Genomic DNA, 17,636 nt, shown 5'->3' on the forward strand with positions numbered 1-17,636 from the left:
AAAGCCCCTGACAGCCTGCCGTCCAATTCGTACGTTTACGCCGTGAGCCTGTGGACTTCGCTGGAGCCCGCGTCCGCGACTGTGGACCCCGGCAGCAGTACGCGTGTGCGGTTGCGAGTGCGCAATACCGGTGACGTGGTGGATGAGTATCGGTTCGAGCCGGTCGGGGATGTGTCGCCCTGGACGACGGTGGAGCCGCAGACGTTGCGTCTGTATCCGGGGACGACGGGGACGGTGGAGCTGACGTTTGCTCCGCCGCGAACGTCGGATGCGGTGGCGGGGCCGAATCCGTATGCGGTGCGGATTACGCCGACGGAGCATCCGGATGCGGTGACGGTTCCTGAGGGGAATCTGACGATCACGGCGTTCACCGAGGTGCGTGCGGAGTTGGTGCCGCCGACGGTGAAGGGGCGTTTCCGGGGGCGTCCGCGGCTGGCGGTGGACAACCTGGGCAATACGAAGGTGACGGCGTCGGTCGCGGGGAGCGACAACGGGGATCATCTGTCGTACGAGATCCGTCCGGGGAATGTGCAGATCGAGCCGGGGCGTGCGGCGTTCGTGGAGACGACGCTGAAGCCGCGGGAGATCATCTGGTTCGGTTCGAAGGAGGAGCGTCCGTACACGCTGTCGGTGAAGCGGTCGGGGACGGATCCGACGGATGTCGAGGGGACGTATGTGCAGCGTGGGTTCCTGCCGCGCTGGCTGGCCACGTTCTTCGGGATCTTCCTGGCGTTGGCGATCGCGTTCGTGATGATCTGGATCGCGTACAAGCCGCAGGTGCGTACGAGCGCGACCGAGCAGACGGAGCAGGCCGGCGCGGCTCTGGCCCCCAGCCCGAGTGCCACCCCCGAGACCCTGCCCAGCGCGGCTCCCCCGGCCCCGGCCGAGTCGCCCGCGGCGCAGTCCGCCCAGCCCGACTCGAAGGGCGACGGCGGCGGTGGCGGCGGTGGGGGCGGTGGCGAGCCGTCCGAGAAGCCGACGAAGAAGGCCAAGCCGCCGGTGCGTACCGCCGCCACGGCGGTGAAGGAGCTGGCCGAACGCAGCGACGGCCGGCACATCTGCTACCGCGCCTACGTGGCGGACAAGGGCTGGCAGCAACCGGTGTGCGACGGCGCCGAGGCCGGCACCGTCGGCAAGAGCCTCCCGATCAAGGCGCTCAACATCGCCGTGTCCGGCACGAAGGGCGTCTCCGGCAACGGAGCCCACGTCGTCGAGGGCTGGCTGACCGGGGACAAGTGGGCGAGCGCCGGCGACGGCGTCGACATGTACCTCGGGAGCACCAAGGAGGCGGTGTCCTCGCTGGAGGGGTTCACCCTCAAGACGACCGAGGGCATCGTCTGCCCGAACACCCACGTCAAGGACGTGGGCTGGCAGAAGCAGGGCTGCACCGAGGACGGCAACTGGCGGTACTTCGGCAGCCCGATGGACCAGCGGCACCAGCTGGAGGCGGTCAGGATCACGGTGTGACGTCGTCGGCAAGGGCAAACCACTTTGCCCTTGCGACTCCTGACGTCACATCGGAACCCCACTAGCGTCGCGGCGTGAGCCTTTGGACTTCCCTCGAGCCCGCGTCCGCCACCGTCGATCCTGGCAGCAGTACGCGTGTGCGGCTGCGGGTTCGCAATACCGGTGACGTGGTGGATGAGTATCGGTTCGAGCCGGTCGGGGATGTGTCGCCCTGGACGACGGTGGAGCCGCAGACGTTGCGTCTGTATCCGGGGACGACGGGGACGGTGGAGCTGACGTTTGCTCCGCCGCGGACGTCGGATGCGGTGGCGGGGCCGAATCCGTATGCGGTGCGGATTACGCCGACGGAGCATCCGGATGCGGTGACGGTTCCTGAGGGGAATCTGACGATCACTGCGTTCACCGAGGTGCGTGCGGAGTTGGTGCCGCCGACGGTGAAGGGGCGTTTCCGGGGTCGGCCGCGGCTGGCGGTGGACAACCTCGGTAATACGAAGGTGACGGCGTCGGTCGCGGGGAGCGACAACGGGGATCATCTGTCGTACGAGATCCGTCCGGGGAATGTGCAGATCGAGCCGGGGCGTGCGGCGTTCGTGGAGACGACGCTGAAGCCGCGGGAGATCATCTGGTTCGGTTCGAAGGAGGAGCGTCCCTACACGCTGTCGGTGAAGCGGTCGGGGACGGATCCGACGGATGTCGAGGGGACGTATGTGCAGCGTGGGTTCCTGCCGCGCTGGCTGGCCACGTTCTTCGGGATCTTCCTGGCGTTGGCGATCGCGTTCGTGATGATCTGGATCGCGTACAAGCCGCAGGTGCGTACGAGCGCGACCGAGCAGACGGAGCAGGCCGGCGCCGCCCTCGCCCCCAGCCCCAGCGCCACCCCCGAGACCCTGCCCAGCGCGGCCGAGTCACCCGCCGAAGAGCAGCCGCAGCCGCAGGCCTCCGAGAAGGACGAGAACGACGGCGGCGGTGGTGGCGATGGCGGAGGAGGCGGCGAGCCCAAGCCCCCGAAGCCGAAGCCCGTCGTGCCCGCCATGAACGTGATGCTGTGGAACGCCACCACCAAGATGTGCGCCGACATCCCCGGGCGGGAGAAGGGCCAGATCAACGGGATCGTCCAGCAGGCCAACTGCCACGAAGAGGGCGACAACCAGTACTGGAACCTCGAGGTGAAGTACGAGAAGGGCGGTCCGGGCGGAGCCGCGCTGTTCCAGATCCGCAACGTCACCGACAAGCTCTGCATGGACCTGGGCGAGTACGACGGCCGCCCCGTCGGAACCGGCATCGGTGAGTTCCACTGCGACGGCACGATGGCGGACAACCAGCTCTGGTACGTCCAGAAGCAGAAGAGCGGCGACTACTGGATCCGCAACTTCGCCAGCAACGGCAAGTGCCTGAACGTGAAGGGCCAGCGCGGCGGCACCGAGACCCCGCTGAACATCGCCGACTGCACCAACACCGACGACCAGGAGTGGAAGATCGTCCACCCCAACAAGGACTGACGGCGAGGGCCGGGAAGCCGTCTCATCAGGTACCTCGGGGCACGCACCACTGCCCCGAGGTCCGCTGACGCCCCGTGAGATCGCCTCTAGCCTCGCCACGTGAGCCTGTGGACTTCGCTGGAGCCCGCGTCCGCGACTGTGGACCCCGGCAGCAGTACGCGTGTGCGGTTGCGAGTGCGCAATACCGGTGAGGTGGTGGATGAGTATCGGTTCGAGCCGGTCGGGGATGTGTCGCCCTGGACGACGGTGGAGCCGCAGACGTTGCGTCTGTATCCGGGGACGACGGGGACGGTGGAGCTGACGTTTGCTCCGCCGCGGACGTCGGATGCGGTGGCGGGGCCGAATCCGTATGCGGTGCGGATTACGCCGACGGAGCATCCGGATGCGGTGACGGTTCCTGAGGGGAATCTGACGATCACGGCGTTCACCGAGGTGCGTGCGGAGTTGGTGCCGCCGACGGTGAAGGGGCGTTTTCGGGGTCGGCCGCGGCTGGCGGTGGACAACCTCGGTAATACGAAGGTGACGGCGTCGGTCGCGGGGAGCGACAACGGGGATCATCTGTCGTACGAGATCCGTCCGGGGAATGTGCAGATCGAGCCGGGGCGTGCGGCGTTCGTGGAGACGACGCTGAAGCCGCGGGAGATCATCTGGTTCGGTTCGAAGGAGGAGCGTCCGTACACGCTGTCGGTGAAGCGGTCGGGGACGGATCCGACGGATGTCGAGGGGACCTATGTGCAGCGTGGGTTCCTGCCGCGCTGGCTGGCCACGTTCTTCGGGATCTTCCTGGCGTTGGCGATCGCGTTCGTGATGATCTGGATCGCGTACAAGCCGCAGGTGCGTACGAGCGCGACCGAGCAGACGGAGCAGGCCGGCGCCGCCCTCGCCCCCAGCCCCAGCGCGTCCCCGGAAACCCTGCCCAGCCAGGCCGAGTCACCCGCGGCCGCCGAGCAGCCGCAGCCGCAGCAGCCGGTCACCCAGGAGCCGAAGGACGACGGCGGGGGCAAGGGCGACGGCGACAAGGGCGGCGGCGAGTCCAAGGAACCCACGAAGCCCAAGAAGCCGGCCGTGAAGCCGCTGGTGCCCGCCAAGAACGTCATGCTGCGCAACGCCACCACCAAGATGTGCGCCGAGCTCCCGGGCCGCGAGAAGGGCGAGCTCAACGGCCGGGTCCAGCAGTCGGACTGCAACGAGGTCGGCGACAACCAGATCTGGGACCTCGAAGTGAAGTACCCGAAGGGCGGACCCAACGGGGCGCCGCTCTTCCAGATCGTGAACGTCAAGGACCGGCTCTGCATGGACCTGGCGGGCTACGGCGCCGCGCCCGTCACCACGGACATCACCGAGTTCACCTGCGACGGCACGACGGCCGACAACCAGCTCTGGTGGGCCGACAAGCAGGAGAGCGGGGACTACTGGATCCGCAACTTCGCCAGCAACAACAAGTGCCTGGACGTGAGCGGCTACAGCACCGGTGAGGCGTGGGAGAAGCTGACGCTCTACCACTGCAGCAACAGCGACGACCAGGAGTGGAAGATCATCAAGCTGACGAAGAAGTGACGGACCGGGAAGGCGGGATCACCAGTCGCCTTCCCCCGGTACCAGCCGACCGGCCTTGCGGTACTCACGGCGGGCGCCCTCCAGGAGGTCGTCCGCCGTCACCGTTCCCCCGCGTCCGGCGGCGAGATAGGCGGCGGTGACCACCGCGCTGCGGATCGAACCGCCCGCCAGCTCGAAGTCCCGGGCGAGGTCCGCCGGGTCGATGCCGTCGACGGACGGGACGTGGGAGAGGCCGTGCCGCCACAGCGCGAGGCGCTGGTCGACGTCCGGGAACGGGAAGTCGACCACCAGGTCCAGGCGACGGGTGAACGCCTCGTCGATGTTGGCGCGCAGGTTGGTGGTGAGCAGGGCGATGCCGTCGAAGGACTCCAGCCGCTGGAGCAGGTAGGCGCTCTCCATGTTGGCGTACTTGTCGTGCGCGTCCTTGACCTCGGAGCGCTTGCCGAAGACTGCGTCGGCCTCGTCAAAGAGCAGTACGGCGTCGGTGCGGTCGGCCTCCGTGAAGATCCGTTCGAGGTTCTTCTCGGTCTCGCCGACGTACTTGTCCACGACCGACGACAGCTGGACCACGTAGAGGTCGAGGCCCAGGTCGGCCGCGACCACCTCCGCCGACAGGGTCTTGCCGGTGCCGGACTCGCCGGCGAACAGGCCGAGCACGCCCCGGCCGCGTCCGCCGCCCGCGCTGAGCCGCCATTCCCCGAGGACCTGGTCGCGGTGGCGGGCGCGCAGGGCGAGTTCGCGCAGCTGGGTGAGGGGCTTGTCGGGCAGGACCAGGTCGGTCCAGTCCACGTCGGGCCGGATCCGCCGGGCATGGCTCTCCAGGCCGGAGGCGGACTGCCGGCGGGCGGCGAGCCGGACGTGCTCTGCGGTGAGCGCGGTGCCGTCGAAGGCGGCGAGGGAGCGGGCGGTGATCGCGGCCCGCTGGATGCGGTCACCGCCGAGCCGGTACGGGGCGACGGCGGTGGCCAGGTCGAACCCGTCGGCGTCGGCGCCCAGCGCGGCCCGCCAGGCGGCCGCGCCCCCGGCCCGGCGGCCCGGGGCGTCCAGGACCAGCGGGTCGGCCGGGGACCACTGCGGGTCGTAGGGGCGGGGGTCGGTGATCAGCACGGTGACGTCCGTCGCCGCGGTCAGCTCCCGTACCAGCGGGCCCGGCTTCTCGGGCAGGCCCGACACCACGACCGCCCGGCCGCTGAGGCGGGCCTCGCGCAGCAGCTCGGGGACGTGGTTCTCGGGCGAGGAGCAGCGCAGCGCGTCCGTCTTCGCGGCCTCCAGCACCGAGGCCAGGGCGGCCAGGCCGTCGCCCTCGCGCGGTTCGCGCAGGTAGGCGGTGAGCGGGCCGTCGTGCAGCCGGGCGGCGAGACGGCTCACGAAGTCGTCGCTTCCGGCGGCCGTCGAGGGCAGCGGCCGCGGCATCGGCTGCTCCAGGCCGAGCAGCGCGGCGTCGGGGGTGTCGTCGCCCAGCAGATGGCCGACCAGGCGGTCGGGTACCCGCAGCGAACGGGTGAGGAAGGGCCGCTCGGGCTCCTCCAGCTCCAGCAGGCCCAGGGCGCACAGTGGTGCCGAGGCGTGGAACCGGGCGCGGGCCGCGGGCAGGTGCGCGGGCACCCCGCACAGTTCGAGGGCGAGGCTCACGGTGGCGCGGCGGCGGCTCACGTCGTTGTTGAGGTAGCCGTAGAGCGGCTCGAAGGTGCGGTCGACGTCGGGGGCCAGGGCGATCAGCAGGACCGAGCTGTCCAGTTCGGTCAGCCCGGTGCGTCCGGCCAGCCACGCCAGGCGGTCCCCGGGGCCCGTCGGACCACCCACGGCGACCGGGTCGCCGGTGCCGGGGTCCTCGCCGGTCGGCCAGGTGCGCAGCAGGTGCTGGACGGCCTCGTCCGACAGGTAGAGGCCGCGCAGCGGGTCGTCGGCCGTCGGGTCGGCGGGGGCGCGGTGCTCGACCAGCGCGGCCACCCGGTCCCGCAGCGCGGCCAGACGGACCGTCAGCACGTCGGCGGGGTGGTCGTACGGGTCGGTCGCGGAGCCCGTACGGGCGGTCGCCGGGGCGTCGGTGTGCGGGACGTTCATCGCCTGCCCGTACGGGTGTCCGCCGGGTCCTTGCGGTCCAGGGCGTCCTTGCGTTCCAGGGCCTCCTGGCGGGCGGCGCGGACCGCGGCCACCTGGTGCGGCCGGTGGGAGCGCCCGGTGGACATCGGCGGATCGCCGTCGATGCCGCCGACCAGGACCGTCGCGCCCTCGGTGACCGGTGGCCCGGCGTCGTACTCGGGGAACGCCGGGAACGGCACGGTCACCACCAGGTCGAGGGACGGCTTCAGTTCGCCGCCCAGGGCGGACCAGATCTCGGCGAGGGAGCGGGACTCGGTCTGCACGCCGGCCACCGTCAGCGGCACCGACAGGTCGAGCGCGGCCAGGGACGGGGGGAGTTCACCGGGCGCCAGGAGTTCGCGCGGCAGCAGGGTCGCCAGCACGGCGGACAGCAGCCGGTGTTCGTCCTGCGGGGTCTTCGTCCAGGCCGTCACCAGGTACGACAGCTTGAACCAGCGCGGCGGGCGGCGGCGTCGCACCACGATGTTCCGGTCGTCGTGGACGGGCATCTTCCCGCTCTGGCGCCGGGCTGTGTCCTCCCGGATGTCGTACAGATACGCGTTGACCACGGGGCCGTTGCGCCGGGCCGCCCAGTCACGGGTGGGCGCCTCGAAGGCCACGTCGATGCCCGAGCCGGCCAACGCCCCACTTTTGATGAGGCCCTTGAGGACCTCGTCCACCTCGTGGATCACGCCAGCACTCCCGCCCTGCCCGTACTTGAGTCCGGCCGGCCCCGCCGGAGCCGCCCCTCACCGATCGTGTCCCCGCCGCCGTCCCGCCCGCAGGCGCGTCGGGGACGACGGCGGGGCAGGGCGTTCTGCCCGCGCGGCCCCGAGGGGCCGCTCTCGATTGCCCGTTCGGTCAGATGTAGCCTTCCCGGAGGGCATAGGCCACGGCGTGCGCGCGGTTGCGCAGGTGCAGTCGCGTGGTGAGTCCGTGCATGACGTTCTTGACGGTCCGTTCGGAGTAGGACAACTTGCCTGCGATCTCTCCGGTGTCGAGACCCTCGGCGACCAGCCGCAGGACGTCCACCTCACGGGGTGCGAGGCCCAGCGAGGGGGCGCCGGGGCGGCCCGCCGCGCCCCGGTGCAGCGTGCCCACCTGGCTGATGAGCCGGCCGAGCAGGTCCGCGGGCAGGTCTCCGTCGCCGCGCGCCGCGGCCAGCACCGCCTGCACCAGCCGGTGCGCGGTGGCCTCGTGGCGCCAGACGATGGCGCCGACGCCGCACTCGACGACGTCGAGCAGTTCGCTCTCGCGGATCGCGCCGACCACGAGCACGGCACGCGCGCCCTCGCTGCGCACGATCCGGCGCAGCCGGGTGAGCGCGGCCTCGTCCAGCGTGTCCTCGATGAGCAGGGCCACCGTGCCGGGCCCCGAGTCCTCGCGCAGGTCGATCTCCGGATGCCGCCGCAGCTGGCTGACCGCGCCCTCGCGGCTGATCGGATCCGGAGCGGTCACCGCCACCGGCACCCGCCGGTCGGTGACGCCGACGGCTCCGCCGGAGCCGCGGGTGGTCGTGGTGATGGTGGTCCGGGGTGAGTTGAGCAACCGTTTCCCCCCTGTTCACGAGCCCGTTACGCGGCGCAGGCCGGTAGCGGATGAGCGTGTTCCACACTTCTGTGACAAGTGGGACTTCGCAATCGTGGAGCACCACGAGGCACACCACGAGACCAGCGCGACCAGCACCACGAACCACGAACAACAGCGCGTTTCAGCAGGTCACAGGGGTTCACGCAAGGACGCGTGGGCCCGTGGGGGTGGCCGCGGACCACCGTGAGCCCCGACACAGCCACCGCCGGGTCCGGGGACGCGGCGCGGCGACATCGGCGAGTTCATGCCACCCATCCGCCCGTTCAGACGTCTCACACACCGGGGGAGCACCATCCACCACAGGAGGCACCGATGACCGGACCGCTGCGCGAACGTGACGACGCCCACGCGCTGCTCGCGGCCGAGATCGAGCGCGCGCGGGCCGGCACCGGCCGGCTCGTCCTGCTGCGTGGTGCGAGCGGCACCGGCCGCACCGCCGTCCTGGAGACCGCCGCCCGGCACGCCGCCGACCGCGGCCTGCGGGTGCTGCGCGTGCGGTGCTCGCCCGAGGACACCCCGGTGCCCTTCTCCGCCGTCCTCCATCTCCTCGGCCCGGTCCCCGAGTTCACCGACGTGGCGCCGGGGGACGACGACCGGGGCAGCGCGGCCCGGCTGTGGCGGCTGCTGCGTTCCTACGCCGCGGAGGGCCCGCTGCTGGTCGCCGTGGACGACGTCCACCTCGCCGACGAGCCCTCGAGGCGCTGGCTGGCGGAGGCGGGCCGGCACGTCGACCGATTACCGCTTCTGCTGGTCGCCACCGAGCGCAGCCAGTACGACATCGAACCGCGGCCCGCCGGACTCACCCAGGCGCTGTCGCCCTCCCTCGTGCGCACCCACACCCTCGCCCCGCTCAGTGACCCGGCGGCGGCCGAGCTGGTCCGCGCCGCCTTCCCCGGAGCCTCGGCCCGGTGGACGGCGGACTGCGTGCGGGCCGGTGCGGGCAGCCCGTTGCTGCTGCACGCCCTGCTGGACGACCTGGGCGGCACCCGGCACCCCGAGGGCCTGCCGCGGGTGCCCGAGACGTCCGCGGAGCTGTACCCCGGGTCCTACCCGGCGGCCGTCTCCTGGTGGCTGAAGAGCGCGGGCCCCGCGACGGCCGACGTCGCCCGCAGCCTCGCGGCCCTGGAACAGGCCTGGCCCCCGGGCCGGCCGTCGCGCCGGGCCGGGCCTCGCCATGCCCTCGGCCAGCCGGCCCCACCGACGCCCACGGGGCACGCGGAGCCGGAGCACGACCGGCCCGCCGAGTACGGGGACGGCGGCCCGTACCCCCAGCCCGTGCGGTACGCCCGGACCGAGACCCGGCGAGCGGCCTGCGCGGACCCGGGCCCCGCCCTGGCCCTCGACCCCCTCATCACGGATCCGGCGCCCCTCACCACCGGCCCCGGTCCGCACACCGACGCCCGGCCCGGCGGCGTAGGCCGTGCCGGGCAGGGCCTGTACGGAGAGACGACGGTGCCCGCGCAGGGCGGCCCGCTCGTCCGGCATCCGGCGCACGGGCCGTACGCGCGGCCCGGCCGCGACCTGCCGGGGAGGGAGGGCGGCCCGCCGTACGCACTCCACGAGGAGTACGAAGCGTTCCCGGGGGACACGCCCGCCTCCTGCTACGGCCCTGACGACCCGTCCGCTCACGCCCGGCACCGCACGCCCGGCCGCTGGCGTGCGCCCACTCCCCCGGAGGGGCCCGCGGGCGCGGCCGGCGCCGGGGACCCCGTCGACGTGCTCGCCGAGGCCGCCGGAGCCGACCCCGCGCGGGTCGCCGGCTGGCTCGCCGCCATGACGCGGCTCGGTCTGCTGCGCAACGACGCGGGCGGCCGCCCCCGCTTCGCCCACCCGCTGCTGCGCGACGCCGTGCTCGCGGGCTGGCCGCAGCCCCGCCGGGAGGCCGTGCACCGGGCGGCGGCGGAGGCCATGCTGCGCCGGGGAGACCGGGTCGAAGCGGTCGCCCGGCATCTGCTGCGCACCCCGGTCGTCGGCCGGCCCTGGGCGCTGCGGGTGCTGCGGGACGCCGTGACGGTCGCCGTGCACGACGGCCGCCCGGACGACGCCGTCGCCTACCTGCGCCGGGCCCTGGACGAGCGGTTGACCGACGACGTCCGCCAGCGGCTGCTGACCGAACTGGGCTCCCTGGAGTACGCCTCCGCCGACACCCCCGCCGCCATCGCCCGCCTCGCCGAGGCCCAGCACCTGCCGGCCGACCCCCGCAACCGGGTGCGTACCGCGGTCGCCCTCGGCACCGCCCTGGCCGGCCGCGGCGAGATCCGCACCGCCATGGAGGTGCTGCGCCGCACGGAGGGCCGGCTCTCCGGCCACCCCGGCCTGGCCCGCACCGTGCAGACCGCCACCGCGATGCTCTCCGACGAGGACCTGGCGACCCGGCAGGAGGTGTACCGCTGGCTGTCCGAGACCGGCCGGCACTCCCCGGAGCTGGTGGGCACCGCCGGACAGGCCCTGCTGGTGCGGTACGCGGCGACGGCCGCGCTGATCTCCGCCGAGGAGGCCATGGTCCGGGTGCGGGACCTGCTCGCGCAGCCCACCGACCCGCTCGCCGAGCCCTTCCTGCTGGGCACCGCCGCCGCGGTCGCCCAGTGGGCCGACGAACTCGACGAGGCGGACCGGCTGGTGGAACGCGGCCTGGCCGGACAGCACCCCGCTCTGCTGCACCCGATGCAGCACGCGATCCTCAACACCCGCGCCGACATCGCCGCCGCCCGCGGCGACCTGGCCGGGCTGCTCGCCGCCGACCCCGGACGCGCCGGCGGCCCCACCAACCGGGACGCGCACGCCCTGATGGCCCTCGTCCACACCGGCCGCATCGACGAGGCGCTGCGCTACGCCGACCGCTTCGACCTGCACGAGGTGCCCGAGAACTGGGAGTTGAACCGCTACCTGTACGCGCGGGGCGTGCTGCGCGCCGCCACCGGCGACCCGGCGGGCGCGCTGCACGACTTCCTGGAGTGCGGGCGGCGCCAGTCGGCCCGCGAGGTGGTCAGCCCGGTCGTCACCCCGTGGCGGACGGCGGTCGCGGAATGCCGGCTGGCCCTGGGCGGTGGCCCGGAGGCGCTGGCCCTGGCGACGGAGGAACTGAGGCTCGCCCGGCTGTGGAACACCCCGCGCACCGTGGGCCGCGCGCTGAGCGTGCTGGGCACCGCGACCGGCGGGCGCCGCGGTCTGGAGCTGGCCGAGGAGGCCGTACGGACCCTGCGGGACGCGCCCGCCGACACCGACATGGAGCTGATACCGGCCCTGCTCGCCCAGGGCCGCCAGCTGATCGCGGCCGGTGAACGCGGACGGGCGCGCACCCGGCTGCGCGAGGCGGCGGAGCTGGCCGAACGCAAGGGCGCGCTGCGGTGGCTCACCCTGGCCGGGCAGGCCCTGCGCGAGGGCGGTGCCCGCGGCTCCGTCGCGTCCCACACCGGCGCCGGTTCGCTGACCGGCAGTGAGCGCCGGATAGCCGAACTGGCCGCGGACGGCCGCACGAACACCGAGATCGCCGAGCTGCTGCACCTGGCCCGGCGCACCGTCGAGACCCATCTGACCAGCACCTACCGCAAGCTGCGGATACGGCGCAGGACCGAGCTGCCGGCCGCGCTGGACCGGGAACGCGGACGCGACCGGCCCCGGGCGCAGGGCTGACGGGCCGGCCCCGACGGCTCACAGGTCCCGCAGCAACCGCCCGATCTCCAGCTGTTCGGCCTCCAGCGGGTCGCCGTCCTCGACGTTCCACAGGGAGTTCTGGAGGACGCGGGCGAGGGACCAGGCGCGGGCCCGCTGCCGGTCGAGGCCGAGGATCTCGGTCATCGCGTCGAAGCGCCACCGGGTCTCGGCCGGGTCGTAGCGGTTGTCCAGGGCGGGCAGCAGGTCGAACCCGGGGTCGCCGGCCAGCGGCTTGGGGTCGATGGCCAGCCAGGGGGCGCGCCCGGAGGCGAGGACGTTCTCGAAGTGCAGGTCCCAGTGGAGGAGCCGGTCGCCGGGCTCGTCGGCGACCTCGCGCAGGGCGGCGGCACAGTCGGCGACCAGCCTCCGGTCCGCCGGGTCCGGGATGGCGGCCAGGGTGCCGGGCGTCCGCTCCAGCATGGCCCGCGCGATGTCCCCGAGGCGGCGCATGCCGGGCGGCGCGGGGGTCGCGGTGAGGTGCGCGAGCAGCCGGGCGATGACGAGGACGGCCGCGCGGGAGTCCTCGACGTGGCTGAGCATGCGGCCCGCGTCCAGCCGCTCCAGGAGCATCGTGCCGGTGGCCGGGTCGTGGTCGAGCAGGCGGACCGCCCCGTCCCCGTCCCACACCCGCAGCGCGACGGGCTCGCCTTCGCTCTCCTCGTCGGCGATCTGGAGCTTCAGCACGGCCGGGACGCCGTCGCGGCGCACGACCGGCAGCACCAGTGCCGCCCAGCCGTGCATCGAGGGCCCGTCCAGCCGCAGCTCCCACCGCCGCAGGAAGGAGGCGGCCAGCTCCGGCAGTCCGTCGATGAAGGCGCGCCCCGCCTCTCCGTTGTACTTCGCCTGCGCGGCCGCGAGTCCGTCCGGAACGTCGATCACGGGCGACGACGCTACCCGGACGCGGTGCCGAGGGTCACGTGGATATCGGGGGCCTCGGCGGGGGCGGAGGGAGGACCGCCTCTCAGGCCACCGGCTCCGGCACCGGTTCGTCGGCCGGGGCGTCGTGTCTCGGGGCCTTGGCCGTCACCATCAGGCCGGCGACCAGTGCGGCCAGCAGCATGATGACGGCGGCCACCCAGATGGCGACCGTGTAGCCGTGGACGATGCCCTCCCGGACGACCTGTTCCCGCCGCGTGGGGTCGGTGAGGCGGGAGGCGATGTAGGAGGCGCTGGTGCCGGTCGCGATGGTGTTGAGCAGCGCGGTGCCGATCGAGCCGCCGATCTGCTGCGAGGTGTTGACGGTCGCCGAGGTCACCCCGGAGTCCCGCGGGGCGACCCCGGCGGTGGCGGTGGAGAAGACCGGCATGAAGGTCAGGCCCATGCCGAGCCCCATCAGGATCAGCGCGGGCAGGATCTCGGACGCGTAGGCGGAGTCCACGGTCATCTGCGTGAGGATCACCATGCCGCCGGAGGCGAGGAGCATGCCCGGCACCATCAGCATCCGCGGGCCCACGCGCGGCAGCAGCCGGGCGGAGATCTGGGTGGAGCCCGTGAGGATGGACGCGGTCATCGGCAGGAAGGCCAGACCGGTCATCAGGGGGGAGTAGGCGAGGACGACCTGGAGGTAGTAGGTCATGAAGAGGAACATCCCGAACATGCCGATGACGGCCAGCATCATCGTCACCATGCACCCGGCCCGGTTGCGGTCGCGGATGATGTGCAGGGGCAGCAGCGGCATCGGAGCGCGGGTCTGCCACCACACGAAGCCGGCCAGCAGGACGACGGACACGGCGAACAGGGCCAGCACCAGCGGGTCGCTCCAGCCCCGGGGCTGCGCCTCGCCGAAGCCGTAGACGAGGGCGACCAGGCCGCCGCAGCCGAGGAGCACGCCGGGGACGTCGAGACGGGCGCCGCCGTGGCCGGGACGGTCGCGCAGCAGGGTGTAGGCGCCGATGACGGCGGCGACGGCGAAGGGGATGTTGACGTACAGGCACCAGCGCCAGTTCAAGTACTCCGTGAGCACGCCGCCGACGATGAACCCCGCGGCGGCGCCGCTCGCGGCGAGCGTGCCGTAGATGCCGAAGGCCCTCGCCCGTTCCCGCGGGTCGCTGAACGTGGTGCTCAGCAGGGAGAGCGCGGACGGCGCGAGCAGGGCGGCGAACACGCCCTGGAGGGCGCGGGCGCCGAAGAGCATCGCCGGGGTGGCCGCGGCACCGCCGAGCGCCGAGGCGGCGGCGAAGCCGATCAGCCCGATGACGAAGGTCCGTTTGCGCCCCACCAGGTCGGCGACCCGGCCGCCGAGCAGCAGCAGGCCGCCGAAGGCGAGGGTGTAGGCGGTGATCACCCACTGCCGGTTGCCGTCGGACATGCCCAGGTCGCGCTGCGCGGACGGCAGCGCGATGTTCACGATGGTCGCGTCCAGTACGACCATCAGCTGGGCCAGGGCGATCACCACCAGCCCCCACCAGCGGCGGGGATCGGCGTCCGTGGGCGCGGCCGGCTCACCTGACCAGGTGCCACTCATCTGGCCAGAAGACCACGGATCGGGGCATGTCGCATGCTTTCCGTGTCCGGTCGTGACGGTCGGTCACGGCACCAGGACCACCTTGCCGGTCGTGCCGCGGTTCTCCAGCGCTCGGTGCGCGGCGGCGGCAGCGGCGAGCGGGAAGCGGTGCACCGCCGGGACGAGGCGGCCCGCGGCGGCCTCGCCGAGCGCGCGCAGTTCGAGGGTGCGGAGGGGATCGGCGCCGCCGGCCCGCTCCAGCATCACCGGGCCGAGCACCTGCTCGGAGACGCCGTCGACCAGGTACGGCGTGCCGTCGAGCGGCCCCGAGGCCGACCAGCCGAAGACCACGTGCCGGCCGCCCGGACCGAGCAGCGCGACGGCCTCGCGGGCCACGTCGCCGCCGACGCCGTCGAGGACGACCGTCGCCGGGCGCCCGCCGAGGTGGGCGCGGACCTTCTCCGGCCACCGGGGGTCCTTGTAGTCGACGGCGAGATCGGCGCCGTTCGCGGCGACCCGGGCGGTCTTCCCGGGGCCTCCGGCGAGTCCGATCACGGCGGCGCCCGCGTTCTTCGCGTACTGCGTCAGCAGGGTGCCGAGGCCCCCGGCGGCGGCCGGGATCACGGCCACGGTGCCGGGGCCGAGGTCGGCGAACTGGACGATCCCCATCGCCGTGCGGCCCGTGCCGATCATGGCGACGGCCTCGGCGAAGTCCAGGTTCTCCGGGATCTCGTGCAGGCGCGCGAGGTCGGCGACGGCGAGTTCGGCGTAGCCGCCGGGAGCGAAGCCGAGGTGGACGACGACGCGCCTGCCGAGCCGGTCCGCCGGGACGCCCTCCCCGACGGACTCGACGACCCCCGCGACCTCGCGGCCGGGGACGGTGGGCAGTTCGGCCGGCGCGGGCGCCGGCCCCCGGGCGCCCTCGCGCAGGGCGGTGTCCAGGAGGTGGACGCCCGCCGCGCGGACGGCGATCCGGACCTGGCCGGGGCCGGGCCGCGGATCCTCGACCTCGTCCAGGACGAGGTTCTCGGCCGGACCGAAGGCGTGCAGACGGATGGCGTGCATGAGGGTCCCCCAACGGAAGAGTGGTCCGTACGGGCCTGTGCCGGCCGGTACGGACTCCACTCAACGACCTCAAGCATGCTTGAGGTCAAGTGCCCCGCGGCCCCGGCCGAGGGCGAGGGATACCGCGGTGAGCGCGCTGTTGAAGGAGACCTCGGAGAGCAGACCCGGTGCGGCCACCTGGTCCCCGGCGAGATACACCCCGTCGCCCCGGTCGACGGCGGGCCGGTCCCGCCACGTGGTGCCGGGCGGGTCCACGGCGCCGGTACGGCCGTTCGCGACCGCCTCGCGCCGCCAGGTGAGCCGCTCGCGCCAGCCGGGCATCCCGAGATCCAGCAGTTCCTCGGCGCGGGTGGTCCCGGCGGCCTTCGACTGCCGCGGAGCGATGGGGATCTGCCCCTGGATCAGCTGCTCGCCCGCCGGGGCCAGGGTGCGGTCCTGCGCGGTGAACCGCTCGATCCAGCCCGGCGCGTCCAGGTCGGAGACCGCGAACGCGTCACCGCGCCGGGTCCGCAGGGCCAGGTCGACGAGGACGGTGCGCCCGCTCGGCCAGGTCAGCGCGGGGTCGCCCAGCAGTCGGCGGGCCGCGTCCAGCGAGGTGGCGACGACGACGGGGGCCTCGGTGGGGAGGGTGTCGACCCGGGAGAGCGTCTCGACCCGGACGCCGAGGTTCCAGGCCAGGGCGGCCATCCGGTCCACGACCCCGGCCCGGCCGCCGCGCGGGTAGTGAGCCTCGGGCGGCAGCTTGGCGGCCCGGCGCAGCCGCTCCTGCACGAAGGCCGCCGACAGCGACCCGGGGTCGTGGTGGAACAGGGCGACGGCGCAGTAGTGGGCGGCGGCCCGAGCCCCCTCCTCGCCCGCGACACCGGTCGCCCAGGTCAGGAAGTCGGTGTCGACGGGCGCCGGACCCAGGCCCCGGCGCAGCAGCTTGAGCATGGCGAAGGGCGGGGTGCGGCGCAGCACGCCCTTGTGCCGCAGCCGCAGCCGGGCCGCCTCCAGTGGCGGGAGCGGCGCGAGCGGACCGATCAGGTCGCGCTGCCGCAGCCACGACCAGTGCGGGCCGCCGTTGTAGAGGGCGTGCGGGCCCTCGTTGGTCCGGTAGGGGCCCTCGGCGGTGCGGGCGCGGCCGCCGAGCGTGTGGTGGGCCTCGTGGACGGTGACCTTGGCGCCCGCCTCGGCGGCGGTGATGGCCGCGGTCAGTCCGGCGAGGCCGCCGCCGACGACGGTGATGCGATGCATGGCTCGGGGTCTCCCTCGGGTCGGGGTCGCCTGGTGCGTGATCTGTCTGCCCCTACGACGTCGGGGAGGGTGCCGAATGTGACATCGCGTCGGAGCGGACGCGTTCGCGCAGGTCGCCGCCGGTTGTCAGTGGCGGGGTGCAGCATGGGGGTCATGGCGAGGAGAGCGGCGGACGGGCGGGGTACGACGGTGCGGGCGGCGCGGCGCCCGGAGCTGCGGCTGCCACCGCTGGCGCCGTTCGGGGACGCGGTACTGGAGCCGGACGGGGACTACGACGCGCTGGACTTCGCGGAGACGGATCTGACCGGCCAGGACGGCGCGGGCGCCCGCTTCATGGACTGCGCGCTGACCGGGTGCGCGCTGGACGAGGCGTCGCTGCCCCGGGCCCGGCTGCTCGACTCGGTCCTCACCGGCGTCCGGGGCGTGGGCACGAACCTGGCGGAGGCCACCCTGCGCGACGTCGAGCTGCGCGACGCCCGCCTCGGCGGCACCCAGCTGCACGGTGCCGTGCTGGAGCGGGTCCTGATCCGCGGCGGCAAGATCGACTACCTGAACCTGCGCCGGTCCCGGCTCAAGGACGTCGTCTTCGAGAGCTGCGTCCTGGTCGAACCGGACTTCGGCGGCGCCCGACTGGAGCGCGTCGAGTTCGTGGACTGCGCCCTGAAGGAGGCGGACCTCAGCGCGGCCACCCTGGTCGACGTCGACCTGCGCGGCGCCGCCCCGCTGGAGCTGGCCCGGGGCGTGGACCGGCTGTCGGGCGCCGTGATCAGCCCGGCCCAGCTGCTCGACCTGGCACCGGTACTGGCGGCGGAGCTGGGGGTACGGGTGCTGGCCGACGGGTAACGCCGGGACGGGGCGTCGGGGCAGACGCGCCAGGGTGGGCGCGCCAGGGGTGGGCGCGCCGGGGTCGGGCAGCAGGGTGTGCGGGCCGGATGGGGGGCTGGGGGTGCGCGCCGAGGTGGGCAGGCCAGGGGTGGGCGCCCGCCGGGGTCGGGCAACAGGGTGGGCGCGCCGGGGTGTGCGCGTCAGGAGGGGCGCGCTGG

Annotated in this window: 12 protein-coding genes; 5 read left to right on the forward strand and 7 right to left on the reverse strand. The window is 73.5% G+C overall.

Annotated elements, in window-relative coordinates:
* The first annotated feature begins 42 nt into the window (after window positions 1-42).
* The 3 genes from ACGF3J_RS12345 to ACGF3J_RS12355 all read left to right on the forward strand — a co-directional run bounded on the left by ACGF3J_RS12345 (window position 43) and on the right by ACGF3J_RS12355 (window position 4,523).
* Window positions 43-1,467: a hydrolase gene (locus ACGF3J_RS12345; protein ID WP_393854092.1), complete on the forward strand. Its 1,425-nt coding sequence runs from the start codon at window positions 43-45 to the stop codon at window positions 1,465-1,467.
* A gap of 74 nt (window positions 1,468-1,541) precedes the next feature.
* The gene (locus ACGF3J_RS12350) at window positions 1,542-2,966 is read left to right on the forward strand and encodes a ricin-type beta-trefoil lectin domain protein (protein ID WP_393854093.1); all 1,425 of its coding nucleotides are present in this window, start codon (window positions 1,542-1,544) and stop codon (window positions 2,964-2,966) included.
* A gap of 99 nt (window positions 2,967-3,065) precedes the next feature.
* Entirely contained in the window at window positions 3,066-4,523 is a 1,458-nt protein-coding gene (locus ACGF3J_RS12355; protein ID WP_393854094.1) for an RICIN domain-containing protein, read from the forward strand.
* Window positions 4,524-4,541: 18 nt separating this feature from the next.
* On the opposite strand, the gene ACGF3J_RS12360 is transcribed toward ACGF3J_RS12355, so the two are convergent.
* The 3 genes from ACGF3J_RS12360 to ACGF3J_RS12370 all read right to left on the reverse strand — a co-directional run bounded on the left by ACGF3J_RS12360 (window position 4,542) and on the right by ACGF3J_RS12370 (window position 8,153).
* Window positions 4,542-6,587 (reverse strand): ATP-binding protein, encoded by a 2,046-nt coding sequence (locus tag ACGF3J_RS12360; RefSeq protein WP_161329182.1) that lies wholly within the window; start codon window positions 6,585-6,587, stop codon window positions 4,542-4,544.
* Window positions 6,584-7,297: a DUF4255 domain-containing protein gene (locus ACGF3J_RS12365; RefSeq protein ID WP_161329181.1), complete on the reverse strand. Its 714-nt coding sequence runs from the start codon at window positions 7,295-7,297 to the stop codon at window positions 6,584-6,586. Before ACGF3J_RS12365 ends, ACGF3J_RS12360 begins: the two co-directional genes overlap by 4 nt.
* A gap of 169 nt (window positions 7,298-7,466) precedes the next feature.
* Window positions 7,467-8,153 carry a LuxR C-terminal-related transcriptional regulator gene (locus tag ACGF3J_RS12370; protein WP_202558208.1) on the reverse strand — a complete coding sequence of 229 codons (687 nt, stop codon included), beginning with the start codon at window positions 8,151-8,153 and terminating at the stop codon, window positions 7,467-7,469.
* Between the two features lie 354 nt (window positions 8,154-8,507).
* Between ACGF3J_RS12370 and ACGF3J_RS12375 the strand changes: the two genes are divergently transcribed.
* Window positions 8,508-11,828, forward strand: a complete 3,321-nt coding sequence (locus ACGF3J_RS12375) for an AAA family ATPase (protein WP_393854095.1) — start codon at window positions 8,508-8,510, stop codon at window positions 11,826-11,828.
* A gap of 18 nt (window positions 11,829-11,846) precedes the next feature.
* On the opposite strand, the gene ACGF3J_RS12380 is transcribed toward ACGF3J_RS12375, so the two are convergent.
* The 4 genes from ACGF3J_RS12380 to ACGF3J_RS12395 form a co-directional block, all read right to left on the reverse strand.
* Complete coding sequence (locus ACGF3J_RS12380) at window positions 11,847-12,728, reverse strand: aminoglycoside phosphotransferase family protein (protein WP_393854096.1); 882 nt, start codon at window positions 12,726-12,728, stop codon at window positions 11,847-11,849.
* An 82-nt stretch (window positions 12,729-12,810) separates the two neighbouring features.
* Window positions 12,811-14,313: an MFS transporter gene (locus ACGF3J_RS12385; RefSeq protein WP_161331448.1), complete on the reverse strand. Its 1,503-nt coding sequence runs from the start codon at window positions 14,311-14,313 to the stop codon at window positions 12,811-12,813.
* Window positions 14,314-14,376: 63 nt separating this feature from the next.
* Window positions 14,377-15,357 (reverse strand): zinc-binding dehydrogenase, encoded by a 981-nt coding sequence (locus tag ACGF3J_RS12390; RefSeq protein ID WP_393854097.1) that lies wholly within the window; start codon window positions 15,355-15,357, stop codon window positions 14,377-14,379.
* 69 nt (window positions 15,358-15,426) lie between these two features.
* Window positions 15,427-16,593, reverse strand: coding sequence for an NAD(P)-binding protein (locus ACGF3J_RS12395; protein WP_393854098.1), 1,167 nt, complete (start codon window positions 16,591-16,593; stop codon window positions 15,427-15,429).
* Window positions 16,594-16,746: 153 nt separating this feature from the next.
* Between ACGF3J_RS12395 and ACGF3J_RS12400 the strand changes: the two genes are divergently transcribed.
* Complete coding sequence (locus ACGF3J_RS12400; RefSeq protein ID WP_393854099.1) at window positions 16,747-17,436, forward strand: pentapeptide repeat-containing protein; 690 nt, start codon at window positions 16,747-16,749, stop codon at window positions 17,434-17,436.
* Window positions 17,437-17,636: the final 200 nt, after the last annotated feature.

Source organism: Streptomyces sp. NPDC048171 (assembly GCF_043202655.1).
GTDB lineage: Bacteria > Actinomycetota > Actinomycetes > Streptomycetales > Streptomycetaceae > Streptomyces.

Coding starts and splice junctions, on each gene's coding strand:
- ACGF3J_RS12375 (WP_393854095.1), top strand. CDS start 8,508: ATGACCGGACCGCTGCGCGAACGTGACGACGCCCACGCGCTGCTCGCG.
- ACGF3J_RS12390 (WP_393854097.1), bottom strand. CDS start 15,357: ATGCACGCCATCCGTCTGCACGCCTTCGGTCCGGCCGAGAACCTCGTC.
- ACGF3J_RS12400 (WP_393854099.1), top strand. CDS start 16,747: ATGGCGAGGAGAGCGGCGGACGGGCGGGGTACGACGGTGCGGGCGGCG.
- ACGF3J_RS12385 (WP_161331448.1), bottom strand. CDS start 14,313: ATGAGTGGCACCTGGTCAGGTGAGCCGGCCGCGCCCACGGACGCCGAT.
- ACGF3J_RS12395 (WP_393854098.1), bottom strand. CDS start 16,593: ATGCATCGCATCACCGTCGTCGGCGGCGGCCTCGCCGGACTGACCGCG.
- ACGF3J_RS12360 (WP_161329182.1), bottom strand. CDS start 6,587: ATGAACGTCCCGCACACCGACGCCCCGGCGACCGCCCGTACGGGCTCC.